The 26,024-nt window shown below is 68.7% G+C and carries 25 protein-coding genes; 17 read left to right on the forward strand and 8 right to left on the reverse strand.

What is annotated here, in order from left to right; translation table 11 throughout:
* Positions 1–50: 50 nt before the first annotated feature.
* Complete coding sequence (locus E3O57_RS02845) at positions 51–428, reverse strand: nuclear transport factor 2 family protein (RefSeq protein WP_103479192.1); 378 nt, start codon at positions 426–428, stop codon at positions 51–53.
* A 101-nt stretch (positions 429–529) separates the two neighbouring features.
* Entirely contained in the window at positions 530–2,392 is a 1,863-nt protein-coding gene (locus tag E3O57_RS02850; protein ID WP_103479054.1) for a glycoside hydrolase family 15 protein, read from the reverse strand.
* A gap of 281 nt (positions 2,393–2,673) precedes the next feature.
* Between E3O57_RS02850 and E3O57_RS02855 the strand changes: the two genes are divergently transcribed.
* The 4 genes from E3O57_RS02855 to E3O57_RS02870 all read left to right on the forward strand — a co-directional run bounded on the left by E3O57_RS02855 (position 2,674) and on the right by E3O57_RS02870 (position 5,380).
* Positions 2,674–3,759, forward strand: a complete 1,086-nt coding sequence (locus tag E3O57_RS02855) for a sensor histidine kinase (protein WP_241990281.1) — start codon at positions 2,674–2,676, stop codon at positions 3,757–3,759.
* Positions 3,756–4,358, forward strand: a complete 603-nt coding sequence (locus E3O57_RS02860; protein WP_103479056.1) for a response regulator transcription factor — start codon at positions 3,756–3,758, stop codon at positions 4,356–4,358. Before E3O57_RS02855 ends, E3O57_RS02860 begins: the two co-directional genes overlap by 4 nt.
* A 42-nt stretch (positions 4,359–4,400) precedes the next feature.
* Positions 4,401–5,087, forward strand: a complete 687-nt coding sequence (locus E3O57_RS02865; protein WP_088455858.1) for a CoA pyrophosphatase — start codon at positions 4,401–4,403, stop codon at positions 5,085–5,087.
* A gap of 65 nt (positions 5,088–5,152) precedes the next feature.
* Complete coding sequence (locus E3O57_RS02870) at positions 5,153–5,380, forward strand: hypothetical protein (protein WP_133159747.1); 228 nt, start codon at positions 5,153–5,155, stop codon at positions 5,378–5,380.
* Positions 5,381–5,502: 122 nt separating this feature from the next.
* Here the strand turns inward: E3O57_RS02870 and E3O57_RS02875 are convergent, their stop codons facing one another.
* From E3O57_RS02875 to E3O57_RS02890, 4 genes are all read right to left on the reverse strand, one after another.
* Positions 5,503–6,525 (reverse strand): TerC family protein, encoded by a 1,023-nt coding sequence (locus tag E3O57_RS02875; protein WP_103461141.1) that lies wholly within the window; start codon positions 6,523–6,525, stop codon positions 5,503–5,505.
* Between the two features lie 75 nt (positions 6,526–6,600).
* Positions 6,601–7,590 carry a serine hydrolase gene (locus E3O57_RS02880; RefSeq protein ID WP_103461042.1) on the reverse strand — a complete coding sequence of 330 codons (990 nt, stop codon included), beginning with the start codon at positions 7,588–7,590 and terminating at the stop codon, positions 6,601–6,603.
* 116 nt (positions 7,591–7,706) lie between these two features.
* Positions 7,707–9,545 (reverse strand): DEAD/DEAH box helicase, encoded by a 1,839-nt coding sequence (locus tag E3O57_RS02885; protein WP_088455861.1) that lies wholly within the window; start codon positions 9,543–9,545, stop codon positions 7,707–7,709.
* 63 nt (positions 9,546–9,608) lie between these two features.
* Positions 9,609–10,433: an alpha/beta fold hydrolase gene (locus E3O57_RS02890; RefSeq protein WP_103479057.1), complete on the reverse strand. Its 825-nt coding sequence runs from the start codon at positions 10,431–10,433 to the stop codon at positions 9,609–9,611.
* Positions 10,434–10,622: 189 nt separating this feature from the next.
* On the opposite strand from E3O57_RS02890, the gene E3O57_RS02895 reads away from it, so the two are divergent.
* From E3O57_RS02895 to E3O57_RS02915, 6 genes are all read left to right on the forward strand, one after another.
* Positions 10,623–12,311, forward strand: a complete 1,689-nt coding sequence (locus E3O57_RS02895) for a long-chain-fatty-acid--CoA ligase (protein ID WP_103461040.1) — start codon at positions 10,623–10,625, stop codon at positions 12,309–12,311.
* 144 nt (positions 12,312–12,455) lie between these two features.
* A complete protein-coding gene (locus E3O57_RS02900) occupies positions 12,456–12,902 on the forward strand; it encodes a DUF6325 family protein (protein ID WP_088455864.1) in 447 nt (148 codons plus the stop codon).
* A 1-nt stretch (position 12,903) separates the two neighbouring features.
* A complete protein-coding gene (locus E3O57_RS18605; protein ID WP_165787908.1) occupies positions 12,904–13,062 on the forward strand; it encodes a hypothetical protein in 159 nt (52 codons plus the stop codon).
* A gap of 119 nt (positions 13,063–13,181) precedes the next feature.
* On the forward strand, positions 13,182–13,823 hold the full coding sequence (locus E3O57_RS02905; protein ID WP_103461039.1) for a PadR family transcriptional regulator: 642 nt from the start codon (positions 13,182–13,184) through the stop codon (positions 13,821–13,823).
* Between the two features lie 19 nt (positions 13,824–13,842).
* The gene (locus tag E3O57_RS02910; RefSeq protein WP_103461038.1) at positions 13,843–14,421 is read left to right on the forward strand and encodes an SRPBCC domain-containing protein; all 579 of its coding nucleotides are present in this window, start codon (positions 13,843–13,845) and stop codon (positions 14,419–14,421) included.
* A complete protein-coding gene (locus E3O57_RS02915; protein ID WP_103479058.1) occupies positions 14,418–16,091 on the forward strand; it encodes an alkaline phosphatase D family protein in 1,674 nt (557 codons plus the stop codon). Before E3O57_RS02910 ends, E3O57_RS02915 begins: the two co-directional genes overlap by 4 nt.
* On the opposite strand, the gene E3O57_RS02920 is transcribed toward E3O57_RS02915, so the two are convergent.
* On the reverse strand, positions 16,088–17,260 hold the full coding sequence (locus E3O57_RS02920) for a globin domain-containing protein (protein WP_103461036.1): 1,173 nt from the start codon (positions 17,258–17,260) through the stop codon (positions 16,088–16,090). The genes E3O57_RS02915 and E3O57_RS02920 overlap by 4 nt on opposite strands.
* Before the next feature lie 163 nt (positions 17,261–17,423).
* On the opposite strand from E3O57_RS02920, the gene E3O57_RS02925 reads away from it, so the two are divergent.
* From E3O57_RS02925 to E3O57_RS02945, 5 genes are all read left to right on the forward strand, one after another.
* Positions 17,424–17,921, forward strand: coding sequence for a nitroreductase family deazaflavin-dependent oxidoreductase (locus E3O57_RS02925; RefSeq protein WP_103479059.1), 498 nt, complete (start codon positions 17,424–17,426; stop codon positions 17,919–17,921).
* A gap of 392 nt (positions 17,922–18,313) precedes the next feature.
* Complete coding sequence (locus tag E3O57_RS18870; protein WP_174776301.1) at positions 18,314–19,234, forward strand: lytic transglycosylase domain-containing protein; 921 nt, start codon at positions 18,314–18,316, stop codon at positions 19,232–19,234.
* A 147-nt stretch (positions 19,235–19,381) separates the two neighbouring features.
* Positions 19,382–19,843, forward strand: coding sequence for an isoprenylcysteine carboxylmethyltransferase family protein (locus E3O57_RS02935; protein ID WP_103461034.1), 462 nt, complete (start codon positions 19,382–19,384; stop codon positions 19,841–19,843).
* Positions 19,844–19,884: 41 nt separating this feature from the next.
* A complete protein-coding gene (locus E3O57_RS02940; protein ID WP_103479193.1) occupies positions 19,885–20,883 on the forward strand; it encodes an LLM class flavin-dependent oxidoreductase in 999 nt (332 codons plus the stop codon).
* 50 nt (positions 20,884–20,933) lie between these two features.
* On the forward strand, positions 20,934–21,293 hold the full coding sequence (locus tag E3O57_RS02945; protein WP_103461032.1) for an MmcQ/YjbR family DNA-binding protein: 360 nt from the start codon (positions 20,934–20,936) through the stop codon (positions 21,291–21,293).
* An 8-nt stretch (positions 21,294–21,301) separates the two neighbouring features.
* On the opposite strand, the gene E3O57_RS02950 is transcribed toward E3O57_RS02945, so the two are convergent.
* Positions 21,302–21,964, reverse strand: a complete 663-nt coding sequence (locus E3O57_RS02950; RefSeq protein WP_103479060.1) for a histidine phosphatase family protein — start codon at positions 21,962–21,964, stop codon at positions 21,302–21,304.
* A 121-nt stretch (positions 21,965–22,085) separates the two neighbouring features.
* Between E3O57_RS02950 and E3O57_RS02955 the strand changes: the two genes are divergently transcribed.
* Together E3O57_RS02955 and E3O57_RS18930 are read left to right on the forward strand one after the other, a co-directional pair.
* Positions 22,086–22,679, forward strand: a complete 594-nt coding sequence (locus tag E3O57_RS02955) for a hypothetical protein (protein ID WP_103479061.1) — start codon at positions 22,086–22,088, stop codon at positions 22,677–22,679.
* A 99-nt stretch (positions 22,680–22,778) separates the two neighbouring features.
* Positions 22,779–26,009 (forward strand): lamin tail domain-containing protein, encoded by a 3,231-nt coding sequence (locus tag E3O57_RS18930; RefSeq protein WP_198416789.1) that lies wholly within the window; start codon positions 22,779–22,781, stop codon positions 26,007–26,009.
* The last annotated feature ends 15 nt before the right edge of the window (positions 26,010–26,024 follow it).

Consider the following 26,024-nt stretch of genomic DNA (forward strand, 5'->3'; position numbering starts at 1 on the left):
AGGTGGCGGCGACATCACCCCTTAGTGATGAGGTCGGGCCGAGCGCCCGGTCATCCGGCGCGGCTGTAGTGGCTGACCGCGCATCGCCAGCGGCCGTCCCGGCGAACGAACACATCGGTGGTCCACTCGTCGGCGTCGAACCGGCGGCCCCGGTAGTGCGCGGTATTGGTGATGCGGGCCGTGAGCACGGCGGTGTCGCCCCAGACCCGGACCCGGGTTTCACCGACGGCCGTCATGGCCGAATGGGTCAGCTCCGCGGACCCGACCATGGCGAGGAACTCGTGCCCGGGGGAGACACCGGACTCCGAGACCAGCACCCAATCCTCCGTCACGAAGGCGGCGATGCGGGCGGCGTCGTTGGCCACTATGGCCTCCGCCCACGCTGCGGCGAGAGCGATCAGCTCAGCCTCGGTCCCGTCATCGGCCATGACCGAAGCGTAGGTCGGCTTCGCCGAATCGGACAGGCCCTGGTGCACCCTTTGCCCGGGGTGATCGACGAGGTACGCCGAGCCCTCACGCTGAATCGCTCCTAGCCGAGGCCGTTCGTCGCCTCGTCCGTCCGCCGCTCGGCCTTGATCAGCCGGGTGGCGGCATCGATCAGGGACAGGTGGGTGAAGGCCTGCGGGAAGTTGCCCAGGTGTTGCCCGGTGGTGGCGTCGATTTCTTCGGCGTAGAGCAGCATCGGTCCGGCAAAGGAGAGCAGCTTCTCGAACAACGCTTCCGCGGCGTCGTGCTCGCCGATCATCACCAGCGCCGACACCAGCCAGAACGAGCAGATGCTGAAGGTGCCCTCATCACCGCTGAGACCGTCGTCGGTGCTGGCGACCCTGTAGCGCAGCACCAGCCCGTTCTCGGTGAGTTCGTCGGCGATCGCGAGCACTGTCGCGCGCACGCGTTCATCGTCGGGTGGCAGGAACCCCATGATCGGCAGCAACAGCAGCGACGCATCCAGATCGGTGCTGTCGTAGTGCTGCGTGAACACCCCGCGTTCGCTCACCCCGCGTTCGCAGATCTCGGCCTTCAGCCGTTTGGCGGCGAGGCGCCATTTCTCGACGCGACCGGCATCCCCGCGGCTCTCGGCGATGCGCGCCCCACGGTCGGCGGCGACCCAGCACATCACCTTTGACGCCACGAAGTGCTGCGGTGCGCCGCGCATCTCCCAGATGCCCTGGTCGGGTTCGGCGCTTCGCCTGATGGCGGTGTCGACCAGGTCGGCCAACCGCTCCCAGACCACGGGTGCGATCTGGCCGCCGCCGCGCAGATGTTCCTCGACCGAGTCGAGCAGCATGCCCCAGACGTCGTGCTGGTGCTGGTTGAAGGCACCGTTGCCGATGCGCACGGGCCGGGATCCGCGGTACCCGGACAGGTGATCGAGGGTCTGCTCGGAGAGGTCCAGTTCGCCGCCGATGCCGTACATGATCTGCAGGTCCCACGGCCCCTTCGGTTTGCCGGCCACGACGGCATCCATGATGAACGCGAAGTAGTCATAGGCCTCTCCGTTGAAGCCGAGGCCGTGCAGCGCGCGCAGCATGAAAGCGGTGTCCCGGATCCAGCTGTACCGGTACTCCCAGTTGCGTTCACCGCCCGGCGTCTCGGGCAGCGACGTGGTGGCGGCGGCCATGATCGCCCCGGTCGGCGCGTAGCTGAGGCCTTTGAGGGCCAGGGCGCTGCGCTCGATGTAGGGGCGGAACCGGTGATCGGGGAAGGTGGCCATGCTCATCCAGTTGCGCCAATACTTCTCGGTCTGCTCAAGCTGGCGGTTAGCCTCGGCGAGGTCGTGCGGAACCGTGTCGTCCCAGCTCAGGGCCACGAACGCGGATTCACCCGTCTCCAGGGTGGTGCGTCCGGTGCACCGTCCGCCGACCACCCCGAGGGGCACACTGCCGCTGAGGACGAGCGAGATGTCCCCGTTGACGACCTTCGCCCTGGTGTAGCCAGGACCGTCGAAATTCCAGACGCCCTGCTGCCTGGCGTAGTCGAACAGGGGGAAACAGTTCACCTGGAGTTCTACACGGCCGTCGAAACAGGTGGCGATGCGCAAGAGGGTGCGCTGGGCAATGGAGTCTCCGGGGGAGCGACGGAAGCCCTCGCGGCGGTGCTCGGCCAGCGGACCCATCACCAACACGTCCTTGACCGTCATCCAGCCGGTGGGTGTGTGCCAGGTGGTCTCCAGCACCGTCGTGCCGGGAAGATAGCGTCTTTGTTCGGGCACCGCGGTGTTGGTGGGAGAGAAGTTGAACAGGCCGGCGGTGCGGTCGAGCAGCGCGCCGAAGACGCTCGGGCTGTCCGGCCGGGGCAGGCACAACCACTCCACGGCACCGTTCGGGGCGATCAGGGTGCTTACTTCGCAGTCGGAGAGGAACGCGTATTCGGCGATCGGTGGGAATCTCATGAGCGGGTGACCTCCGGGTCTGGGCGACGGTGCCGAGGTGCGGGGTGCCGGGGTGCGGGGGTGGCTCTGCACCACAGTTGCCCCCGATGGCGGCACTGTCAACGTCGATCCCGGGTATGTGTCCTTCGACACATTGTTGGTGGCCCGTCCGCGCCGTACCGTCGACAGTGGGGGAACTGCCGGGCAACGCGGGGGGGCGTTGTGTGCGCAGGGGCCGACTGGCTCCTGCGCCGGTAGCGGCGCGTGGGAGGCTGGGGACCTACCGAACGAAATGGACGACTGTGCCCGCTGCAACACAACCACCCGGACCGTCGGACGCCGGATTCAGCACCGTCCTGATGCGGGTGGTCGAGGAGCTGAAGGCCAAGCTCTCCAGCCAGGCCAGTCCCTTGGTCTCGGACCGCACGGTGGGCGACGAACTGATGGTGCAGGTCGAGGGCATTCTGGTGCGCGTTTTCAGCAGCCTGGCGGCCGCCGACGTGCCCGGCCGCTCGCCCGGCCGAGGGCCGGTGATCACCGCGACCGCGGGCGCCGACATCGGACGACGCCGGGCCGACCAGCACATTCACCCGGCGGAGAGCCTTGCCGCCGCGAATGTGCTCTTCGACGTGTCGCTGACGGTCATCACCGAGGTGTTGCCCGGCCGATGGGAGACCGCCGCCGTGGCGCTGAGCCTGCACCACGCCATCATGGAAAATGTCGTGCCCGCCGCCACCAGCTATGTCAACGTTCTCCTCGGGCGCCTGTCCGGAGCCCACACCGAAGAGAGGCTTCGCATTTCCAGGGACCTGCATGACAGGGTCGCCCACGGCATCGCCGTCGCCCACCAGCGCCTGCAACTTTCCGGCTTCGCGGACACCGAGCGTGACGACGACGGTTCGGCGGACATCCGTGCCGCGCTGGAGGCCCTGCAGCTGGCGTTGCACGAAACGCAGGCCATCGCGACCGAACTGCGCTACCAGGTGGGATCGAAACAGCTGCACGAGGCCCTCATCGACTACGCGGACGACGCCGCCGACGGAGTGGCACCGGTCATCGTCTCCAACGCCGGGAGCCCGCGACGACTGACCACGGGTGTGCAGGAGGAGGCCTTCATTGTGGTTCGGGAACTCGTGCACAATGCTCGACGCCATGCCAGGGCATCCTCCATTCGCATCGACCTGGCCTGGACGCCCACGTCGGTGACCGTCTCCGTGCGGGACGACGGCATCGGATTCGTGCGCGCGAACGTGCGCCCGGGAGCTCTCGGGCTCATCGGCGCGCGCGAACGAGCGGAGGCCATCGGCGCCGAGCTCGTGATTGTCACCACGGTCGGCTCGGGAACCGTGGTGACCCTGGACCTGCCCATCGTCGAGGAAAGAGCGTGACCGCGCCACGGACCGTCGTCATCATCGACGACCACGGTTTGTTCCGCGAGGGCCTGCACAGCATCCTCGCCAGGGATGGGGCGCTCAACGTAGTGGGAGAGGGAGCGACGAGTGCGGATGCGACAGAGCTGGTCGCGACGCTGCGCCCCGATGTGCTGCTGCTGGACGTGGAGATCCCCGGTGCGCCGGCCGAAACGACGGTGCGCTGGGTGACCCGGATGCACCCGGGCACGGCCATCGTTATCCTGACAATGCATGCGGACCGGATCCTCGAGGCACAGCTGAAGGCGGCCGGGGCAGCCAGATACCTCCAGAAGACCGTTGCGTCACGTGATCTCCTCTCCGTCGTGAGGACGGTGCAGGCGGCGCGTCCGGTGGCTGACCCCACGACCGAATCCGCAGCGCTGATCCTCACGTCGCGGGAGCTCGAGGTGCTGCGCATGGTGGCCCTGGCCTATTCGAACCGGGAGGTCGGGTTGCAGCTCTCGCTGGCCGAGGGGACCGTGAAACGGCATGTGTCCAACATCTTCACGAAGCTTGATGTGACCTCCCGCATGGGTGCCGTGCGCCGCGCGGTCACCCTCGGCCTGCTGGGTTAGGGCCGAAGCCCCGGTGCCGACCGGGCTGCGTATGGTGGAAGCATGCTCGTCATCTCGAACGACCCGCGCGCCGAACTCGCGGCGCTTTGCGAGCGCGGGCTGGACTGGGGGACCGGCCGAAGCCGCGACCTCCCCGATCTGGGCAGCGCTCGCCGGGCCGCGGTTCTCGTGCTGTTCGGTGTGCTGGATGCGGTGCCGGCGCAGGCGCCCGCCGGCACAGACCGGGTTCCGAGGGATCTCGACGTGCTGTTGCTGCGCCGTGCCTCCACCCTGGGCAGTCACCCGGGTCAGATCGCCTTCCCGGGCGGCCGGCTCGAAGCATCCGATGCGGGCCCGATCGCGGCGGCGCTGCGGGAAGCCGTCGAGGAGACCGGGTTGGACGCAGCCGGCCTCGAACCCCTCGGCACGCTGCCAGCAATGCCGGTGCCGGTGAGCAACCATCTCGTCACCCCGGTGCCGGCCTGGTGGACCCGACCCTCCCAGGTGGCCGCGATGGACCATGCCGAAACCGTGGATGTCTTCAGGGTGCCCGTGGCGGATCTGCTCGACCCGGCCAACCGGGCGAACACCGAGCACACCGTGGGCGACGCCGTCTATCGGGCGCCGGCGTTCACCGTGGGTGACCGGCTCGTCTGGGGTTTCACCGCGATCGTGCTCTCGCGCATGTTCGACGAACTCGGCTGGGCCGACCCGTGGGATCACGATCGGATCGTACTTCCCGGCCGGTAACCGGCGCGCTTGTGTCCGGGCGCTCGGTGCTGCTCCTCGGCGCCAGGTGGTGCTCGGTGCACCACGTGTGGCCCACCGCGCCCGCTAGAGCGGGCGCGCTCGGCCACAAGGGGTGCAGAAACGGCGAGACCGGGTACGCCTTCCGCAGCGATCTTCGCGCGGCGAAGCTCGTCCTCCTCGGCGCCACCGCCGATGCTGTCGAATCCTCGGGCGCTGATGGGCGGGTGCCGATCTATCGCGCCGACGGCGTGACCGTGCTCGGATACCTCGATCCGGCCGGGTCGACCCGGTGAGGCGCTCCCGGGCCAGGGCGGCGATGCTGCTCGTGGCCTGCATGATCTTCGGGTCTGGCTGTGCGTCGAGGCCGACGCAGTACCGGCGAGAGCGTGGACAACCTCGACGCGATCATGCTCGGCTAGTGCGAGTCCTCGGCCTTGGCGATCGGCTCGCCGTCGACCCGGCCACGATCGGCCTTGGCGGCGTCCCCTCGGGTCTTGGCCAGGCTCGCGACGGTCGCGACGGTGACCGTGGCGGCGATGAAGACCAGCGAGAACCAGATCGGGATCTCGGGCACCCACAGCACCGGCTCGCCGCCGTTGATGAACGGCACCTCGTTGACGTGCAGGGCGTGGAAGACGAGCTTGAGGCCGATGAAGGCGAGGATCACGGCCAGGCCCTGGGACAGGTAGACCAGGCGCTCGAGCAGTCCGCCGATGAGGAAGAACAGTTGGCGCAGGCCCATCAGCGCGAAGGCGTTGGCGGTGAAGACGATGTAGGCCTCCGAGGTGAGCCCGTAGATCGCGGGGATCGAGTCGATCGCGAAGACCAGGTCGATGAAGCCGATCGCGATGATGGTGAGCAGCATCGGGGTGACGTAGCGTTTGCCGTTGATCTTGGTGGTGAGCTTGTCGCGGTCGTACTCCTCGGTGACCGGCAGAACCCGGCGGGCCAGCCGCACAAAGAGGTTGTCGGCCGGATTGCTGTCGTGGCCGCGCACCTGCATGTATGCCAGCACGAACAGCAGCGCACCGAAGAGATAGAACACCCAGGAGAAGTTCTCGATCAGGGCCGCGCCCACGGCGATGAACCCGCCACGCATGATCAGGGCGATGATGATGCCGAACATCAGCACCTTCTGCTGGTACGCCTTGGGCACCGAGAACGCGGCCATCACGATGAGGAACACGAAGAGGTTGTCGATCGACAGCGCCTTCTCGGTGAGGTAGCCCGCGAAGTACTCGCCGCCGTACCGCCATCCGGACACCACGCCGATGCCGACCCCGAACAGCAGGGCAAGGCCGATGTAGAAGGCCGACCAGCGGGCGGACTCGCCCACCGTGGGCTCGTGCGGCTTCCGCACGTGCGCGAAGAACTCGTAGGCGAAGAACGCGATCGTCACGCCGATGGTGATGATCCAGGTCAGGGGAGTGATATTCAAGGAAGGCTCCATGACAGGGGGTTCGCTTGGTGCTCCCCGTGCACCTTCCAGACTAAAGCATTGCTCACTAACCCGCTAAGAGTGCGCGTCGGTGAGCTCCGTCAGCAGCGCGAAGCCGTGGCGGTCGACCGAGCGTGAGGTGGCGGTGAGCACAACCACCCCCGTGCCGGCGGCGCGGTCCAGGCCGAGCCAGGAACGGAAGCCGCCTGTGGCGCCGTCGTGCCAGGTGATCGATCGGCCCCTGACCGACAGGGTGATCCAGGCCGCCCCGATGTTCACCCCACGGCGGGCGATCGGCGCCACCGGATCGAGAGCTGAGATCCCGGGCGCGGATCCCTCCAGCAACGCCTGGGTGAGCCGGGCGAGATCGGTGATCGACGAACGGATGCCGCCGGCCGGTGCCACCGCCTCTCCAGTCCAGGCCGGCCGCGGGCGGCCCGACCGGCTTGTGCCCTGCAGCGCGCTGGGTCGCAGCTCGGCCGGTGTCGCGGGTGCGTACATCGACGTGAGACCCAGCGGCTCGGTCAGTCGCTCCCGCAGCAGGGTTGCGTAGTCGAGGCCCGCGCTGCGGGCGACGGCATGGCCAAGCAGTTCGAAGCCGAAATTGGAGTAGCGCCGGCGCGTGGAGGAGAGCCGCACGGTGCGCGCCTGTGTCAGCAGTTCGGTGAGATCTTCGCCGTAGGGGTTCTCCCCGGTGCGCAGGAACCGCAGGGCGCGACGTAGCGGCTGCGCCGAGCGCGGCAGGCGGGGTAGTCCAGACTCGTGCCTGCTCACGGCCGCGAGCCGGAGAGGCCCGGCCGGGCCCTGCGGCAGTGGGAGCAGATCACCCAGAGTGGACTCTGCGCCGATCTCGCCGAGTTCACAGGCCTGACGGTAGAGCAGACCGGTGAGGCCCTTCGAGATGGAGCCGATTTCGAAGTCGGCGTCGAGCCCGGCGCCCACGCTCGCCAGCACCACTCCGCCGGGCGAGACCTGGGCGACGGCGGCCACCGGATGCCTGGGGCCCAAATGTTGCCGCAGCCGTGCGGCCAGCCCGGCGTCACCATCCGTCGCAGCCCTCGTCATGGGTTGATGATAGGGCGGCTACGGCGAAAGGCGGGGATTCTCGCGACACACCGTCAATCCGGCGAGCGGATGAGGGGTGTCGGGAGAATCCCCGCCCGTGTGTGAGCTGGTGTGACCTAGTAGCGGCGCGGCGGGCGCTCGGAGCGGTCGCCCTGCTGCGGCCGGTCGTTGCGGCCGGCCGAGGCGCCGTTGTCGGCGTGGATCTCGATGAGCTTGCCGCTGATGCGGGTCGCCGAGAGGCGGCCCAGCACATCGCTGGTCAGGTCGGCGGGCAGGTCCACCAGGGAGTACTCGGGCAGGATCTGGATCGCGCCGAAGTCTTCCCGGCTCAGGCCACCCTCGTTGGCGAGAGCGCCGACGATCTGGCGTGGTTCCACCTTGTGACGCTTGCCAACCTCGATGCGGTACGAGGCCATGGCCCGGCTGCTGTCGCGTGAGCGGCGTTCGGGGCGTTCGCTGCGCAGCGGGCGGTCATCCCGGCTGCCGCGGTCATCGCGGCTGCCCCGGTCGTCCCGACGGTCGTTGCGTGCGGGCCGGTCGCGGTCGCGGTGCTCGGTGCGCTCCCGGTCGAAGCGCGCCGCAGCACGCACGTCGTCGGCGTTGAGCAGCAGCGGGGTCTCTCCCTGGGCGACCACGGCGAGTGCGGCGGCGACGTCGGCCTCGGGCACGTCGTGGTGCTCCACGTAGTGGCCCACGATGTCGCGGAACGCGGCGATGCGAGCGGTCTCCTCCAGCGCAGCGGTGATCGCGTCGTCGAACCGGGCGAGCCTGGTGACGTTGACGTCTTCGACGCTGGGCAGCTGCATCTGGGTGAGCGGCTGGCGGGTGGCCCGCTCGATGGCGTTGAGTAGGTGACGCTCACGAGGGGTGACGAAGCTGATCGCGGCGCCGCTGCGGCCGGCGCGGCCGGTGCGGCCGATGCGGTGCACGTACGACTCGGTGTCGATCGGGATGTCGTAGTTGATGACGTGGCTGATGCGCTCCACGTCGAGGCCGCGGGCGGCGACATCCGTGGCGACGAGGATGTCCAGCTTGCCGCTCTTGAGCTGCTCCACGGTGCGCTCACGCTGCACCTGGGGCACGTCGCCGTTGATGGCGGTGGCGGAGTAGCCGCGTGCACGCAGCTTCTCGGCGAGTGTCTCGGTCTCGTTCTTGGTGCGGGTGAAGACGATCATGCCCTCGAAGTTCTCCACCTCGAGGATGCGGGTGAGCGCGTCCACCTTCTGCGGGTAGGAGACCAGCAGGTAACGCTGGGTGGTGTTGACCGAGGTCGTGGTCTTGTTCTTGACCGTGATCTCTTCGGGGTCATTGAGGTACTGCTTGGAGATGCGACGGATCTGCGCGGGCATGGTGGCGGAGAACAGGGCCACCTGCTTGTCGTCCGGGGTGTCGGCGAGGATCGTCTCGACGTCTTCGGCGAAGCCCATCTTGAGCATCTCGTCGGCCTCGTCGAGCACCAGGTACTTGAGCTGGGTGAGGTCGAGGGTGCCCTTTTCGAGGTGGTCCATGATGCGGCCGGGAGTACCGACGACAACATGAACGCCCCGGCGCAGCGCCGACAGCTGGATGCCGTAACCCTGTCCGCCGTAGACGGGCAGCACGTGCACGCCCTTCATGTGGGCGGCGTACTTCTCGAAGGCCTCACAGACCTGCAGGGCGAGTTCGCGGGTGGGGGCGAGCACCAGGGCCTGCGGGCTCTTCTGGGACATGTCGAGGCGGGAGAGGATCGGCAACGCGAAGGCTGCCGTCTTGCCGGTGCCGGTCTGGGCGAGTCCGACGACGTCGCGGCCGTCGAGGAGCGGGGGAATGGTGGCAGCCTGGATGGCCGACGGAGTCTCGTAGCCTACGTCTTTGAGGGCTTTGAGTACGGAGTCACTGAGCCCAAGCTCGGAGAACGTGATGGTCGGGCGGGCAGTGGCTGCCTCGGTCGGTGCAGTTGAATCAGGAGGCGTCATAGTACTACGGTAGCCGGTCGAAGTGCTCACCCCGTTCGGGAGCGAGAAATCCGTGCCGTGTGATCATGTCGTCGACGGCATTTCGGGCTCATTGACGGTCCGCCTGGCTTGAGAGTCCAGGCTCTCGTGCAGCGCGGCGGCGAGAACGGCGATGTCCACGTCGTGGGATTGGCCGGGGAGTTCCACGTGCCTGCCGTTCGGCAGGGCGGTGGCGAGGGCCCTGGCCGATTCGCGGATGAACTCCGGTGCGAATTCGCCGCTGAGCACCACCGCGGGGACCTGGACGGCTTCGATCCGGTCGTAGGGGAGTAGGCCGTCGCCGAGAACAGCATCGTCGTAGGCGAGCGTCGGGGCGATCGCCTCGAACCCGGCCCACATCGGCGTCTGCCGCATCCCCTCGATCTGCTCGGCGGGCATGCCCACCCGGGCCAGGAAGAGGGCCATGGCGTCTCCGCGGCGCCCGGCGGCCAGCGCGGCGGCGAGCTTCCGGGAGTAGGTGGTGACGACGGGGTCCAGGTCGATGCTCACCGGCACCTCGTAGACGGCCAGCTCGCTGACCGCCGCACCGAGCTGGGCGGCGGTCGCGAGGGCCAGGGCGCCGCCACTGGACATGCCGAAGAGGGCCGCGTGACCGCCGGCCGACCGGATCAAAGCGGCGATGTCGTCGATCTCCCGGTCGACCGAGAACGGCAAGGTGTCGCCGCTGGCGCCGCGGCCGCGTCGGTCGTAGACGTACACGGTGAAGCTGTCGGCCATCAGGGCGGCCAGAGGGCGCATCGGCCCGGCGTCGCGGTAGCAGGTGGCGCCGTCCACCAGGATGAGGGCGGGCCCGGTACCGAGACTGTCGAAGGCGATCGTGGTGCCATCGCGCGACCTGACTGTGGGCATGGTGTCTCCTTCGATGTCTCGACGGGTCCGCTGTCACTGACCGCGCCGCTGCTCGCTCACACCGTGCCACCGGGTGAGGGCGGCGGTCAACCGCTGGCGCCGGAATATCTGTCGGGTCTGCACGGACGTGCTCAGCCTTGGGCCGTGTTGTGCCCACACCTCTGAAGCGGATCGCGGGAGGATGTCTGCATGGCCACTACTGAGCAACAGCCCTGGGTTAAGCACTATCAGCCGGGCGTGCCCGCCGAGATCGATTACCCCACCACCTCGCTCGTGGAGATGCTCGAGCACGCGGTCGCGGAGGCCGGCGACCATCCGGCGCTCGAGTTCTTCGGACGCCGCACCAGTTACGCGGAACTCGGCGCCCAGATCGACAAGGCTGCCGAGGGTCTGCGCCTGCTCGGGGTGCGGGCCGGCGACAGGGTCGCGCTGATCCTGCCGAACTGCCCGCAGCACGTCGTGGCGTTCTACGCCGTCCTGCGCCTGGGCGGCGTGGTCGTGGAACACAACCCGCTCTATACGTCACCGGAGCTGCGGCACCAATTCGAAGACCACCAGGCCCGCATCGTGATCGCCTGGGACAAGGTCGCCCCGACAGTGCGCGCGTTCCCGGCCGACATCGAGATCGATCACATCGTCTCGGTCAACCTGCTGCAGGCTTTCCCCACCGTGAAACGGCTGGCCCTCTACCTTCCCGTGAAGAGTCTGCGCGAGTCCCGGGCGGCTCTCACGGGCTCGGCGGCCGGTACGACCCCGTGGAAGGACCTGTTCAGCCACGGCCGCATCGACCCGACCCACCCCCGTCCGGCGCTGCACGACCTGGCGGCCATCCAGTACACCTCCGGCACCACCGGTCGCCCCAAGGGTGCGATGCTGACCCACTACAACCTGCACTGCAACGCGCTGCAGGGCGAGGCCTGGATGCACGGCGCCGAGTACCGCAAGGAGGTCTTCTACGCGATCCTGCCGATGTTCCACTCGTTCGGCCTCACGTTGTATCTGACCTACGGCATCCACAAGCAGGCCCTGATCGTGTTGTTCCCAAAGTTCGATCCGAAGACCGTGCTCGACACCATGAAGAAGACCCCCGCAACTGTGTACTGCGCGGTGCCGCCGATCTACGAGCGCACCGCGCTCGCCGCGAAGGAACGTGGCATCTCGCTGCGCTCCTGCCGCTTCTGCATCTCGGGAGCGATGAACCTGCCCGACCATGTCGTGGAGCTGTGGGAATCGGTGTCGGGCGGACTGCTGGTGGAGGGCTTCGGCATGACCGAGGCATCGCCGGTGGCGATGGGCAACCCGTTCCACCCGACCCGCCGCCCCGGTACTGTCGGCATCCCGTTCTCCTCGACCCTGATGAAGGTCACCGACCCCGATGACCCGACCGTTGAGGTGGAGCAGGGCCAGCCCGGAGAGTTGCTGCTCAAGGGTCCGCAGGTGTTCAAGGGCTACTGGAACAACCCTGAGGAGACCGCCAAGACCCTGACGCCGGACGGCTGGCTGCGGACCGGGGACATCGTGACCGTGGACGAAGACGGGTTCTCCACCATCGTCGACCGGGCCAAGGACCTGATCATCACCGGCGGCTTCAACGTGGCGCCCACCGAGGTAGAGACTGTACTGCGTTTGCACGCGTCGGTGACGGATGCCGCCGTGTTCGGCAAGCCGCTGGAACGTGGCGGTGAAATGGTCGTCGCCGCGGTCGAGCTCGAACCCGGCGCGACGCTGGACGAAAAGGCCCTGCAGGACCACTGCCGGGAGCACCTGGCCGCATACAAGATTCCCCGCCGGATCGTGCAGATCACCGACACCCCGCGCACGATGCTCGGCAAGGTGCTGCGCCGCAAGGTGCGCGAGCAGGTGCTGCCCACCCTCTGACCCACCTTCACCCATCGCGGGTGACGCGAGCGCTGCCGGAGGGCTGGACACTGACACCTCCGGCAGCCGGAGACGACGGCGCACACCGGTTCCTTGCCCGGCTGTGCTCATCGTTCGCATCATCCAAGCGAAATGGAGTGGGTTATGACTGACACCATCGATGAACTCGGGCCGGTGGACTGGATCGTCGTGGAGTTTCCGGGCAGCACCTTCAACGGGTCGATTGCGCCGGAGATCACGTCGCTCGTGGACCGGGGCCTGGTGAAGATCCTGGACCTGCTGATCCTGACGAAGGACGCGGACGGCGCACTGGAAATCGCTGAACTCTCGGATCTCGAGGACGGCCAACTCGGTGAACTCCGCGCCTTCGAAACAGAACTGGCCACCCTCCTCAGCGAGGAGGACGTGATCTCCGCGGCCGAGGCCATTGAGCCAGGCAGCACCGCGGCGCTCCTGGTTTGGGAGAACCTCTGGGCCGCCCCGTTCGGCGCGTCGGTGCGTCACGCCGGCGGTCAGCTGGTGGCCAGCGGGCGCATTCCGGTGCAGGCTCTGCTCGCCGCCATTGAAGCCGATGACACGGAAGGAGCCTGACATGCCACTCGCACGCAGACGGGTCGGTCGCCCAGGGGTGATCGGGGCACCCGTGGCCCGCACCGCAGCCACAGTGGGAACGGCGGCCGTCGTCGCCCACGGAGTACGCCGCCGCGGCGATCGTCGGGATGACCGGCGCGACGACAGGCGCGACCGTTGATCCGCTGAGTTCCTTGACTCCGCGACACTCAGCGATATATCGTTGAGTGTCGTGGAAGTTCCGCGACGCGTGCTCGCGACACCCGCGAAGCACGACCTCGCGAAAGGATGAAAACGATCATGAAGCGCTTTCACCACAACCACCAGCCGGAGTCCGGCAGCCCCGAGTTCGGTGCCCCTGATTGCGGCCCGGGGATGAGCCGCGCCCACCACGACTCGCCCCAGGGCCACGGTCGTGGTTTCGGCCGGGGATTCGGGCCCGGCGGGCCCGGCTTCGGCGGTTTCGGCCCGGGATTCGGCCCCGGCGGTCCCCGTGGCTCACGTCGCGCCAACAAGGGCGACGTCCGCTCCGCGATCCTCTCGCTGCTGGCCGACGGTCCCTCCAACGGCTACGGGCTCATCAGGGCCATCGAGGAGAAGACCGGCGGCGCCTGGCGCCCCAGCCCAGGCTCCATCTACCCGACCCTCCAGCAGCTCGTCGACGAGGAGCTCATCTCACCGACGGGCACCGAGCGCCGCACGGACTATGAGCTCACTGAAGCCGGCCGGGCCTACCTGGCCGAACACGCCGACGACCTCAAGAAGGCGTGGGAGGCCACCCCCGGGCAGTCGGATTCCGACGCCGCCTTCCACGAGAGCGTCGGCAAGCTCTTCGGTGTTGTGCACCAGTTCCGCTCCTCGGCGACCGACACCCAGCGTGCCGCCGCCACCGAGAAGCTCGATGAGGTGCGCCGCGCGCTGTACCTGATCCTCGCCGACTGAATGAGGAAGGCCTGACGACATGACAACCGACGACGTGGACAGGGCGCAGGCGGGCCCGGACGATCCGCGTTTGGTGCGCGGGGACAGCGGCCCGGATCTCGTCTTGAGCCGCAGCTTCGCGGTCGACATCGATGGCGTCTGGGCGACCCTGACCGACCCCGCCCGAACGACGGAGTGGTACGGCCCCTGGGAGGGGAAGGGTGCCGCAGGCCACACCATCCGCGTGCAGATGCGCTTCGAAGACGGCGAACCGTGGTTACCGATGCGCGTCGATGCGTGCGAGCGGCCCACCCGCCTGGCCCTGTCGATGCTCGAGGACCAGGGTGACTGGCGGCTGGAACTGGTCCTCGCCGAGAAGGCCGGGTCGACCCGCCTGAGCCTGATCCACCATCTCAGTGGGGTGGACAGCTTGGGTGAGATCGGGCCGGGCTGGGAGTACTACCTGGACCTCTTCGCTGCGGCTGTGCGGGGTACGGCTGTGCAGGCGGCTGCAGGGCCCCGCACCGCGCCCGCGTTCGCGGACTACTACCCGGCGCGATCGGCCTTCTTCACCGCTCTGGCCGAGAGCTACACTCGGCGATTTACGCCTCTGCCATGACGACCTCGGCGCTGATCCTCGGTCCGATGCTGCGCTACGTCGATACCGACTCCGCCAGTGTGTGGGTCGAGACCGCGCGGGCCGGGCAGGTCACGGTGCGGGCCGATGCCAGGATGTGGTCGGCGCGAACCTTCGCCGTGCACGGGCATCACTACGCTCTGGTGCAGGTCGACGACCTGGCACCGGGCACAACCTCTCCATATGCGGTCGACATCGACGGCGTGCAGGTCTGGCCGCCGTTGCCGTCACGTTTTCCTGCATCCGTCATCAGCACGCTCACGCCAGGCGCGCCCCTGAAGCTGGCATTCGGCTCCTGCCGCACCAGCGTGCCGCACGACGAGAAAGGCAATCGCAGCCACGGTGTGGATGCCCTTCGCAGCTACGCGCTGCAGATGGCCGCGCTGCCCGGCCAATTCTCCTGGCCCGACCTCGTGCTCTTCCTGGGCGACCAGGTCTACGCCGACACCACGAGCGAGCAGATGCAGGAGTTCATCCGCGCCCGGCGAGACCTCACCGAGCCGCCTGGCGAGGAGCTGGCCGACTTCGAGGAGTACGCGCACCTCTACGGCCTGGCCTGGTCCGACCCGGCGAACCGGTGGCTGCTGTCGACGGTGCCCACAGCGATGATCTTCGACGACCACGATATCCGCGACGACTGGAACGCGTCGCTCAGTTGGAAGCGCGAGATGGAACAGACCTCCTGGTGGCACGGGAGGCTGGTTTCCGGGCTGGCCTCGTATTGGGTGTACCAGCACCTGGGCAACCTGTCGCCCGCCGACCGGGAGGTCGACGAGATCTGGCGGTTCCTCGCCAGCCACGACGGCGACGCCGAGCTCGACCTCAGTGAGAGGCTCGACGCTTTTGTCGAGCGCGCCGCCGCCGAGCCGGCCTGCTATCGCTGGAGCTACTGCCGGGACTACGGCGACAGCCGCCTGATCGTGATCGATTCCCGCATTGCGCGGCGGCTCGACCCCGCAGACCGGGCCCTGATCGACGACGACGAATCCGGCTGGCTAGACGAGCGGATGCGCGGCGGGTTCCGCCATCTGCTGGTGGGCACGTCGTTGCCCTTCCTGCTGCCGACGGGGCTGCACAATCTGGAGGCCTGGAACGAGGCGACCGCCGAGGGCGCCTGGGGTGCTCCGATGGCCGCCGTCAGCGAGAAGCTCCGCCAGGCCCTCGACCTCGAACACTGGGCGGCCTTCCAGTCGAGCTTTCGCCGGGTGGCGCAGATGGCCACCGACCTGGCCGACGGCAAACGTGGCCCGGCCCCCGACACCATCACGTTCCTCTCCGGCGACGTGCACTACTCCTATGTCGCCGAGGTGGAGCGCAGCTCGGGCAGCCGCATCATCCAGGCCGTCTGTTCGCCGATCCGCAACCCGTTGGCCCTGCCACTCCGGTCGTTCTCGGCCGTGCTGTCCTACGCCATCGCGAACCGGCCCAGTGAGATGCTTGCCCGGTCGGCCGGGGTGCCCGTGTCGCCGCTTCGGTGGTGGGGGATCCGGGGACCGTGGTTCGAGAACTGCCTCGCCAGCGTCTCCGCGACGCCGGCGGGGCTGCGGTTCCGCTGGATCACGGGCGTCGTTCGGGGAGACGGCCGGGCGCGGCCCCGGGTGAAGGAGATTGCTGCCCTCACCATGGCGCCGCGCCGGCACAACGGTGGCTAGGCGCTCGCGAGCCAGAGGTCGGGGCCGAAGACCTCGTAGTGGATGCGGGCGGCCGGGACCCCGGACGCCAGTGCCTGGGCGCGTATCGCCCGCATGAACGGCAGCGGGCCGCACAGGTAGACCGAGGCGTCGTCCGGGATGGTCACCGAATCCAGCGACATGAAGCCGTCGTGAGCGGTGTCCAGGGCGCTCGGCGCTTCGAGCCAGAGCTCGAGCTCGGCCGTTTCCAGGATGGCGACGTCGGCGCGCATCTGTTCGCGCAGAGCCCAGCGTTCGATGGTGCTCTCGGCGTGCAGCACCAGCACCTTCCGGTCCGACCCGGTCTCCACCAGCGAGCGCAGGATCGACGCCAGCGGGGTGCAGCCGATGCCGGCCGACGCCAGCACCAGGGGGCCGTTGCCCGTGCTCAGGGTGATGTCGCCGCACGGGTTGGAGAGGGTCAGTTGGTCGCCGACTCGCACGTCACGGTGCAGGACGGGGGAGACCTCCCCGTCGTTGTCCAGCTTCACCGTGAACACCCGGGTCGTGGTGCCGGTGCCGGCCGAGAGCGAGTACTGGCGCACCTGGCGGATCCCGTCGGGCATCCGCACCGTGACCCCCACGTACTGGCCGGGCCGGGAGGCGGACGCCGGGGTGTCATCGGACGGCACGAGCGTGAACGTCACGGCGTCGCTGCCGGCGGGCTCCCGGTGTGTGACCGTCCACGGCGCCAGCGGCTTGTCACTGGCCGCGGCGGCGTACAGGCCGGTCTCCTGCTTGATCAGGGCGTGCGCCATCAGCCAGTAGACCTCGGTCCAGGCATCCGCGATCTCGGCCGTGATGACGTCGCTGAGCTCGGCGGCGATGGACTCGAAGAGGTAGGTGTAGACCACGTCATACTGCTCGGGCAGGATGCCGAGGGAGACGTGCTTGTGCGCGATGCGGGAGAGCATGATCTCCGGCGCACTGGTGGGGTCCTTCACGAGATGCGCGGCGAACGCGGCGATGCTGCCCGCGAGGGCCTGCTGCTGCACACCGCTCTTCTGATTCGAGCGGCTGAACAAGCCGTCGAAGAGTTCGGGATGCGCGGTGAACATTCGGGCATAGAACCCGGTGGCGATGGCGGGCAGCCGTTCGCCGACCAGGGGGAGCGTTGCTTCGATGAGGGGGTGGGACTGGGGGGACAGCATGCAGGCTCCTGGTGGGTGGGGACGTAGTACGGGGTGGACGGGGAGTCTCACGCTAACAATCGCTACCCCCGTTCGGGGGAGTCCAAAGCCTCTAGTGACGCCGATGACCGATACCGGACGCGGGTCGCCGGCGGCTCAGGGGCAACAGGGCCAGACTGGCCGCATGTCCACCGTCGTGCACCTGGTTCGCTCGCTCGCCGCGCCGCTCACCCGTACCCGACTATTCAGGGTCCTCGCGCCGTCGGTCCTGCCGCCGATCGAACGAGTCCTGCACAGGCTCAGCGGCGGACGGGTGCAGCTGAGCGCGCTGCTCGTCCCTTCGCTCGTATTGCACTCCACCGGCGCAAAATCCGGCCTTCCGCGCGAGTCAGCCCTGATGTACACGCCGGACGGCCACGGCCGGGCCATCGTGGCCGGCACGAGCTTCGCGCGCGATCGACATCCGGCCTGGACACACAATCTGCTTGCGCATCCCGAGGCCGACATCGTCGTCCGCGGTCGCCGGCTTCGCGTGCGGGCCACCCTCATCGGCCCCGAGTCCCGCGACGCGGCTTGGCGCCGCATCGAAGCGGTCTGGCCGGGCTACCGCGCCTATGAGCGCGAGTCCCCACGAGTGGTGCGTCTGTTCGTGCTGCGGCCTGTTTTCTCCCACGAATCGTGACTTTTATCCACCTAGCGGCTGATATTTCAAGGGGGTTGCGAAAAATCTTTAACGGGTTTCTGGGTCGCGGTGGGCCCCTCCTTCGACCGGATTGACCGGCTTTCTGAGGCCCGAATCGGGTCCTCATCAGGTATCGAGAAGTGATCCAGTGCACCGCCCGGGACACAATAGGGGTACCCGGATTGGGGGGAACTTCCCGGCAAAAAGTGAGGATCCATGCAGAAACATATTGCAGGGTAGTGACTTCGCCCGGGCGGGCCCCCGCCTGTGGAACGTCGAATAAGAACCGCTTTGCGCCCTCGTACATGCGATTCGCTCAGTGAGAGACATACATAACTGTGACTTCCAGCACTCCAGCAACACCCGAGACACCCGCTACATCCGCAACAGCCGTGATCCCCGCAACGCCCCTTGAGACCCGCGCGTCGAAGACCCATCGCACGCGCGTCACCCGTCGCTCCGCCGCCGCGCTCGCGGTGCTCTCCATCGGTGCCATGGTCGGCACGGGATTTGTGCTGGAGCCGGCGATGGCCGCCCAGAACGATCGTGCAGTCAAAACCGCGGCCGTCTCGGCCGCGCACGTGGAGCAGCTCGAGGCCTACAGCGAGATCAAGCAGGCCCGGGCCGAGAAGGCCGCCACCGACACCATCACCGGCGCGAGCACCGTGATCACCGCGGCCGAGAACAAGGCCGATGCCACACAGGTGGCGACTCCGGTGGCGATGCTCACCAACTTCAAGTACCTCGCACCAGAGCGCATCTACGAGCTCGTCGAGCAAACTAACGCAGAGCTGCCGCCCCTGCAGGCCGCAACAGCAGAGTTCGACCGTATCGCCGCCGAGCAGGCTGCCGCTGAGGCCGCCGCTGCCGCTGCCGCGGAGGCCGCTGCCGCCGCTGCCGCCCAGGAGGCCGCCGACGCTGAGGCCGCCGCCGCCGCAAAGGCTGCCCAGGCCGCCAAGGCCGCCCCGAAGGCCAACACCGCTCCCGCTCCGTCGGCGCCGACCAACCCGAGCGGCGCTCAGGCCGTCGCCCGCGACATGATGAGCGCCAAGTACGGCTGGGGCGCCGACCAGTTCGGCTGCCTCGTCAGCCTGTGGGACAAGGAGTCCGGCTGGAACGTGAACGCGTACAACGCCTCGAGCGGTGCCACCGGCATTCCGCAGGCGCTGCCCGGCAGCAAGATGGCCTCGGCCGGATCGGACTGGGCGACGAACGCCTCCACCCAGATCTCCTGGGGCCTGGGCTACATCTCAGGTACCTACGGCACGCCGTGCGCGGCCTGGTCCAAGTCCGAGTCTGTGGGCTGGTACTAACCGACCAAGCTCAATTATCACGTGAACGGCCCGCGGGCCAGGTTGGGGAGCACTGCTCCCTGAATCTGATCCGCGGGCCGTTTCTCGTGCGGGCGGGATGCGTCGGGTGCCCTGCCCAGCACGGGTCGGCGGGCGTACTCTCGGTGCATGAAACGTGCGCTCGCCTCCGGCCTCGTCTTTGTGCAGATCGTGCTGCTGGTAGGCCTTCTCGTCCTGCCGCATGGCACAGTGTGGCCGGTGAACGGGTTTGTCGTCGCCACAGCGATCGCGCTTATCGCGGTGGGGGTGGCTCTCGCGGTGCAGGGATCCACAACGCTCGGCCCCGCCATGACGGCAAGCCCGATACCGCGCGACGACGCCCCGCTGGCCACCAACGGGGTCTACGCGGTGGTGCGCAATCCCATCTACACAGGGCTGATGTCGGGAGGGTTGGGACTGGTCGTGATCGGCTCTTCCCTCATGCACGTCGTGGTGTGGGTGGCGCTGATCGGGCTCCTGGCCGGAAAGACCCGATGGGAGGAGCAAATGCTCTTCGAAGAGCATCCCGCCTACTCGGACTACGCGGCCAGGGTCGGTCGGTTCCTGCCGGGTGTCGGTCGGATTCGGTGAATGCGGGTATCGATTCGGCCCCGAAAACCGTTACCCCCAACATGACGACACCGCTCTCCATACTTGACCTCGCCCCTATCGCCCCCGGGCAGACCGTCAGGGAAAGCTTCGCCGCCAGTGTCGCGCTCGCCCAGACCGCCGAAAAGCACGGGTACCAGCGGGTCTGGTACGCCGAGCACCACAACATGCCAACGATCGCGTCGTCGGCCACCAGCGTGCTCGTCGGTCACGTTGCCTCCCAGACCTCCACCATCCGGCTCGGATCCGGCGGCGTGATGCTGCCCAACCACTCGCCGCTCACCATCGCGGAGCAGTACGGCACCCTCGCGGAGCTGTACCCCGGCCGCATCGACCTGGGCCTGGGCCGGGCTCCCGGCAGCGACCAGACCACCGCCAGGGCGATGCGCCGCGACCCGCGCGCCTCCGACCAGTTTCCGCAGGACGTGATGGAGCTGGCCGCGTACCTGCGCGATGAATCGATCATCCCCGGGGTGCGGGCGGTGCCGGGAGCCGGTACCAACGTTCCGCTCTACATCCTGGGGTCCTCCCTCTTCGGCGCCGGCCTCGCGGCCGCGCTGGGCCTGCCGTACGCGTTCGCATCGCACTTCGCACCCGACTCGCTGTTTGAGGCCGTCGCCACCTACCGGCGCGACTTCAGACCGTCGGCGCAGCTCGCCGAGCCCTACCTGATGGTGGCCGCCAACGTGATCGCGGCAGACGACGGGGCGCATGCCACGCAGCAGTTCGAGATCATGCGTCGCTCCAGGGTGCGCAGCATGATCGCCCGCGGACCGGCATCGCCGGAGTACTCCGACGACCAGATCGATGCCTTCCTCACCACCACGGAGGGGCGCCGCCTGGCCGACATGATGCGGTACACGGCCGTGGGTACCCCCACGGACGTGCGCACGTTCCTCGAGGAGCTGACCACCTCCACCCAGGCCGACGAACTGATCCTCGCCCACGCGTCGCAGCAGATCGGTGACCGGCTGCGGTCGGTGGAGCTGACCGCCGGCGCGATGGTCGGCGTTCCGGCCTGAGGCCTCGCCGAGTGCTGACTAGTCCGGGAGAAGTCGCTAGTGTCACAGACATGACCCCGGACGCCCTCGTTGAGTTCTGCCTCAGCCTGCCCCAGGCCACCGAGACGTTTCCGTTCGGCGACGAGATCAGCGTCTTCAAGACCAGCGGCAACGGCAAGATCTTCGCCCTCAGCGCGCTGGCCGGTGACCCGTTCAGCGTGTCGCTGAAGTGCGACCCCGAAGAAGGGCGCGCGCTGCGGGAGGAATTTCCCGGGCACATCCACCCCGGCTACCACCTCAATAAGAAGCACTGGATCACCATCGTGCTCGACGGGTTCGTGGAGGACGAGCTCGTGGAGCAGCTTCTGCGCGACAGCCATGCTCTCGTGCGGCCAAAGGTTCCCAAGGCTCCCCGGGATAGCGCGGAGTAGGGCGCCCGCTAGGAGGCGTCGAGCGCTTCGCCGGTCGGATCCACGGCGGTCGTGTCGACCAGCGGCATCCCGCCCAGCGGCACCCCCGCCCAGGAAAGCAGCGTCCAGCCCTCGTCGGGTGAGCCGATCAGCTCGACCACGCCGGTGTTGTCCAGGTCGTGCAGCCCGGCGAACATCGGCGGCACGTTGGTGGCCCGAGCCGCCGCCCAGACCCGGATCGCGGCGCCGTGGCTGAACACCGCCGCCGTCGCTCCGCTGGCGGCCGCCACGGCGATGTCGGCGTCGAACCGGGCGAAGAACGCGTGGCCATCCGGCCCGCCGGGCATGCCCACATCGAGGTTGCCGGCTCCCCAGGCGAACACTGTCTCCATGTAGGTGCGGATGGAGGCGTGATCGCTGCGTCGCTCGAGCGCGCCGGCTTCGATCTCGTGCAGGCCGTCGGCCACCTGGATGTCCAGGCCGCGGTCGAGCGCGAGGGGACGGGCGGTGAGCTGGGTGCGATGCAGTGTCGACGCAAATATGGTGTCAATGGAATCGAACCTGAGGGCCTCGGGGATGACGGCCGCCTGTCGTTCGCCGAGCTCGGTCAGGCCCGGGCCCGGGTGAGCGGTGTCGAGTTGGCCGAGCACATTGGCGGGCGTCTGGCCGTGACGGATCAGGAGGAGTCGCATGGTCGTTCCAGCATAGGCACGAGGCGCACGGAGCAATAGCCGGTCGGCCTTGCCGATTGCCCGGAAGCCTCTTAGAGTCGGCGGCGAACACCTGACCGGGGCAACCTGGGTGGAGGCGAGCGTGGACGACAAGAGCGCCGAACCGGCGGCCGTGTCCCTCATCGTGATCGGTGCGATCTGCGGGATCGCGTGGGCGGCAGGGTTCCGCGCCTACATGGTCGAGCTGGTCGGGATCGCCTCGACCTTCGAATGGGACGGCACCTTCGGCGCCATCCTGCTGCCCGGCGCCATCGCCGGCGCGCTGCTCGGCTGGGCGGAAGCGCTGCGGCGGTCCGGGGGAGTCCGAGGCTGGCGGTGGCTCGCCCTGGCGCCGCTCGCGTTCGCGGTGGCGCCATTGCTGAGGCCGGGAGCGGTCGTGGAGCTGGTGACGACGGGGATCGGCGGTGCTGCGGTGGGCGTGGCCCTGATCGGCATCGGCGGTGGCTACGCCATCTCCGGACGCGGGCGGCTGTGGGGCCGGATCGTAGCCGGTGTGCTCAGCGGTGCGTCGCTGGCGGCGATAGCGCTCATGCCGGCCGCGATCGGCGGCGCCAGGCTGACCGTCACCGAGCCACGCGGCGCCTGGGTGTCCGTGCTCGCCGGTTCGCTGCTTCTCGTGCTGGTCCTCGCATCGTCGATCCCGTTCCGCCGGGTGCTCCGGCAGAGTGCCGGGTAGGAGCGTTCGCTCGCCGTTCACCGGAAGTTTTCCTGGCATCGCCACAGTGGATCGGGCCCATCCGAGGCTCGTCACCCACAGCCTCGAAGGGGCATTCCTGTGCGCACTCACTGGCGTCGGCCAAGCCTGGCCGCCATCCTCACCCTCGCCTTGGCGGTTCCACTCGCCGCCACCCTGAGCCCGGCCATGGCGGCCCCGGCACCCTCGGTTCGTATCAACGAAGTCGAGTCCGACGGCGGCACGCCCGGCGACTGGATCGAACTGACCAACATCGGCCAGGTGGCGGCGGATGTCTCCGGCTGGGTCGTCAAGGACGACAAGGACGAGCGCACCTTCGCGCTGCCGGCGAACACGGTTCTCGAACCCGGCGCGTTCCTGGCCGTTGATGTGGACGGCGCCGGCGCCACCAGCTTCGGCCTCGGAAAGGCCGACATCGCCCGCCTGTTCCTGGCTGACGGCACCACCCTGGTCGACTCCTATGCCTGGGCCGCCCACGCGACCACCAGCTGGGGCCGATGCCCCGACGGCACCGGAGAGTTCCGTGAGACCACGGCAGCCACCCGCGGTGCGGCGAACGACTGCGACGTGTCCGTCGCCGACAACGTGCGCCTCAACGAGGTCGAGTCCAACGGTGGCACCCCCGGTGACTGGATCGAGCTCGTCAACCTGGGCACGGCTCCCGTCGACGCCTCCGGACTGGTGCTCAAGGACAGTGACGACACGCACGCGGCCGTGCTGCCCGTCGGCTCGACCATCGCCGGCGGCGGCTACCTCGTCGTCGAGGCACCCACCATGGACTACGGCCTCGGCGGCGGAGACGCCGCCCGACTGTTCGACACCGACGGGGTCACCTTGATCGACTCCTACGCGTGGACCGCGCACGCCGCATCCAGCTACGGCCGCTGCCCCGACGGCGTCGGCGAATTCGCCGACACGGCCACCGCAACGAAGGGAGCGGCCAACGACTGCGTCGTGCCCGAGACAGCGGATGTGCGCATCACCGAGACCGAGTCCACCGGCGGCACGCCCGGCGACTGGGTTGAGCTGTTCAACCCCGGCGCGAATGATGTCGACCTCACCGGCTGGATCGTGCGCGACAACGACGACACCCACACGGCCGTGCTGCCGTCCGGCTCCGTGATTGTCGCCGGCGGCTACTTCGTGGTCGAGGAGGGTCTGCTCGGCTTCGGCCTGGGCTCGGCCGACTCCGCCCGCCTGTTCGCCCCGGACGGCTTCACCCTGGTCAGCTCGGTGAGCTGGACCAGCCACGCGGTCACGACCTGGGGCATCTGCCCCGGCGGCACTCTGCTGACCCAGATGACCTCCACGACCAAGGGCGCCGCGAACGACTGTGGCTCGCCCGTGCGCCTCAACGAGATCGAGTCGAACGGCGGCACGCCTGGCGACTGGCTCGAGCTGATCAACAATGGTTCGACCGCCGCGGATGTCTCCGGCTTCGTCCTGAAGGACAACGACGACACGCACTCGGTCATCCTCCCGACCGGCACGAGCATTGCGGCCGGGGGATACCTCGCCATCGACGTCGACGCGGCCGGCGGATTCGGACTGGGCGGCGCCGACACCGCCCGCCTCTTCGCCGCCGACGGCAGCACCCTGCTGGACAGCTACGCGTGGACCGCGCACGCTGCGACCAGCTACGGCCGCTGCGCCGACGGCACGGGCGACTTCGCCGCGACGACCGCCAGCACCAAGGGCGCCGCGAACAGCTGCGCCGGCGACCTGGTCACCGCGGCCTGGCCCGGCTCGGCCGAGGTTCGCACCGTGGACCCGGCCGGCGTGCTCGGCGGCAACATGAGCGGGCTGGCCTACGAGGCTGCCGGCGCTGCCGGCACCGCCGGTGACGTGCTCTGGGCCGCCAAGAACGGCACCGGAGCGCTCTACAAGCTCGTCGCCGACGGCGCCGGCTGGGTGCCGGACACCACCGCCGGCTGGGGCGCGGGCAAGCCGCTGCACTACACCGACGGCACCGGCGACGTGGACGCCGAGGGCGTCACTCTGACCTCGGCAGGCGCCGACGGCGGGCTGTTCATCGCCAGCGAGCGCAACAACGCCGTGAGCGGCGTCAGCCGGCCCGCGGTGCTGCGCTATGACGCATCCGCCACCGGAACCCAGCTCACCGCGAGCATGGAATGGAACCTCACCGCCGACGTGCCCGTTGTGGGCGCCAACGCCGGCCTCGAGGCCATCGCCTGGGTGCCGGACAGCTTTCTGGTGGCCCAGGGGATGCTCGACGAGCGCACCAACGCCGCCTACGACCCGGCTCTCTACGCCGGTCACGGCACCGGCCTGTTCTTCGTCGGACTGGAAGCCAACGGAGCCATCTACGCCTACGCGCTGGACCAGGCCAGCGGCGGATACACCCGCGTCGCCACCATCGCGAGCGGATTCACCGGTGTGATGGACCTGGAGTTCGAGGCCTCGACCGGCCGGTTCTGGGCCGTCTGCGATGACACCTGCACGGGCCGTTCCGCGGTCCTGGAGATCGCGCAGTCCGGCGCCTCCGACGGGCGATTCGGAGTCACGACGGTGTACGAGCGACCGGCGTCGATGCCCAACCTCAACAACGAGGGCTTCGCCCTGGCCCCGCAGAGTGCCTGCGTCGCCGGAGCCAAGCCCGTCTTCTGGGCCGACGACTCCAACACCGGCGGCCACGCGATCCGGGTGGGCAGCATCGAGTGCACCCCGCTGACACCGACCGAGCCGACTCCGGTTCCGACGGTTGAGCCGACTCCGGTTCCGACGGTTGAGCCGACTCCGGTTCCGACGGTTGAGCCGACTCCGGTTCCGACGGTTGAGCCGACTCCGGTTCCGACGGTTGAGCCGACTCCGGTTCCGACGACCCAGCCCACCGCGGCCCCGACCGGGCCGGCCGCACCGGCTCCGGTGGCGACGGCCGCTCTGGTCGAGTCCGCGCGCGGACCGGTATCGGTGCCCACCACCGCGAAGCCGGGGGACACCATCACGGTCACCGTCGGCCGCGCGTTCGCGGGTGACGCGGTGAACGTGTGGCTGCACTCGACTCCGACGCTGCTGGCATCCACGACGGTCACCGCCGCGGGCACCGTGCAGGTCGTCATCCCGAACGGCACGGAGCCCGGCGTGCACCGCGTGGTTGTGGTGGCCGAGGACGGCACGCTGATCGGTTGGGACGACATCCTCGTCAGCGCTGCGGCGACGTCGTCGCAGGCCGCGCCGGGCGCCCTGGCGAGCACGGGCGTGAACCCCGCCCTGCCGGGACTGCTCGCGCTACTCCTCGTGCTTGCCGGCGGCGCCGTTCTGGTGCTGCGCCGGCGCGGTGTGGCGGCGTAACGACGGTGCGCGGAG

This window comes from Cryobacterium sp. TMN-39-2 (assembly GCF_004402745.1).
GTDB lineage: Bacteria > Actinomycetota > Actinomycetes > Actinomycetales > Microbacteriaceae > Cryobacterium > Cryobacterium zongtaii.

Coding starts and splice junctions, on each gene's coding strand:
- E3O57_RS02915 (WP_103479058.1), top strand. CDS start 14,418: ATGACGACCTCGGCGCTGATCCTCGGTCCGATGCTGCGCTACGTCGAT.
- E3O57_RS02880 (WP_103461042.1), bottom strand. CDS start 7,590: ATGACGAGGGCTGCGACGGATGGTGACGCCGGGCTGGCCGCACGGCTG.
- E3O57_RS02935 (WP_103461034.1), top strand. CDS start 19,382: ATGAAACGTGCGCTCGCCTCCGGCCTCGTCTTTGTGCAGATCGTGCTG.
- E3O57_RS02940 (WP_103479193.1), top strand. CDS start 19,885: ATGACGACACCGCTCTCCATACTTGACCTCGCCCCTATCGCCCCCGGG.
- E3O57_RS02925 (WP_103479059.1), top strand. CDS start 17,424: ATGTCCACCGTCGTGCACCTGGTTCGCTCGCTCGCCGCGCCGCTCACC.
- E3O57_RS02905 (WP_103461039.1), top strand. CDS start 13,182: ATGAAGCGCTTTCACCACAACCACCAGCCGGAGTCCGGCAGCCCCGAG.
- E3O57_RS02850 (WP_103479054.1), bottom strand. CDS start 2,392: ATGAGATTCCCACCGATCGCCGAATACGCGTTCCTCTCCGACTGCGAA.
- E3O57_RS02950 (WP_103479060.1), bottom strand. CDS start 21,964: ATGCGACTCCTCCTGATCCGTCACGGCCAGACGCCCGCCAATGTGCTC.
- E3O57_RS02865 (WP_088455858.1), top strand. CDS start 4,401: ATGCTCGTCATCTCGAACGACCCGCGCGCCGAACTCGCGGCGCTTTGC.
- E3O57_RS02910 (WP_103461038.1), top strand. CDS start 13,843: ATGACAACCGACGACGTGGACAGGGCGCAGGCGGGCCCGGACGATCCG.
- E3O57_RS02845 (WP_103479192.1), bottom strand. CDS start 428: ATGGCCGATGACGGGACCGAGGCTGAGCTGATCGCTCTCGCCGCAGCG.
- E3O57_RS18605 (WP_165787908.1), top strand. CDS start 12,904: ATGCCACTCGCACGCAGACGGGTCGGTCGCCCAGGGGTGATCGGGGCA.
- E3O57_RS02900 (WP_088455864.1), top strand. CDS start 12,456: ATGACTGACACCATCGATGAACTCGGGCCGGTGGACTGGATCGTCGTG.
- E3O57_RS02920 (WP_103461036.1), bottom strand. CDS start 17,260: ATGCTGTCCCCCCAGTCCCACCCCCTCATCGAAGCAACGCTCCCCCTG.
- E3O57_RS02885 (WP_088455861.1), bottom strand. CDS start 9,545: ATGACGCCTCCTGATTCAACTGCACCGACCGAGGCAGCCACTGCCCGC.
- E3O57_RS02890 (WP_103479057.1), bottom strand. CDS start 10,433: ATGCCCACAGTCAGGTCGCGCGATGGCACCACGATCGCCTTCGACAGT.
- E3O57_RS02945 (WP_103461032.1), top strand. CDS start 20,934: ATGACCCCGGACGCCCTCGTTGAGTTCTGCCTCAGCCTGCCCCAGGCC.
- E3O57_RS02895 (WP_103461040.1), top strand. CDS start 10,623: ATGGCCACTACTGAGCAACAGCCCTGGGTTAAGCACTATCAGCCGGGC.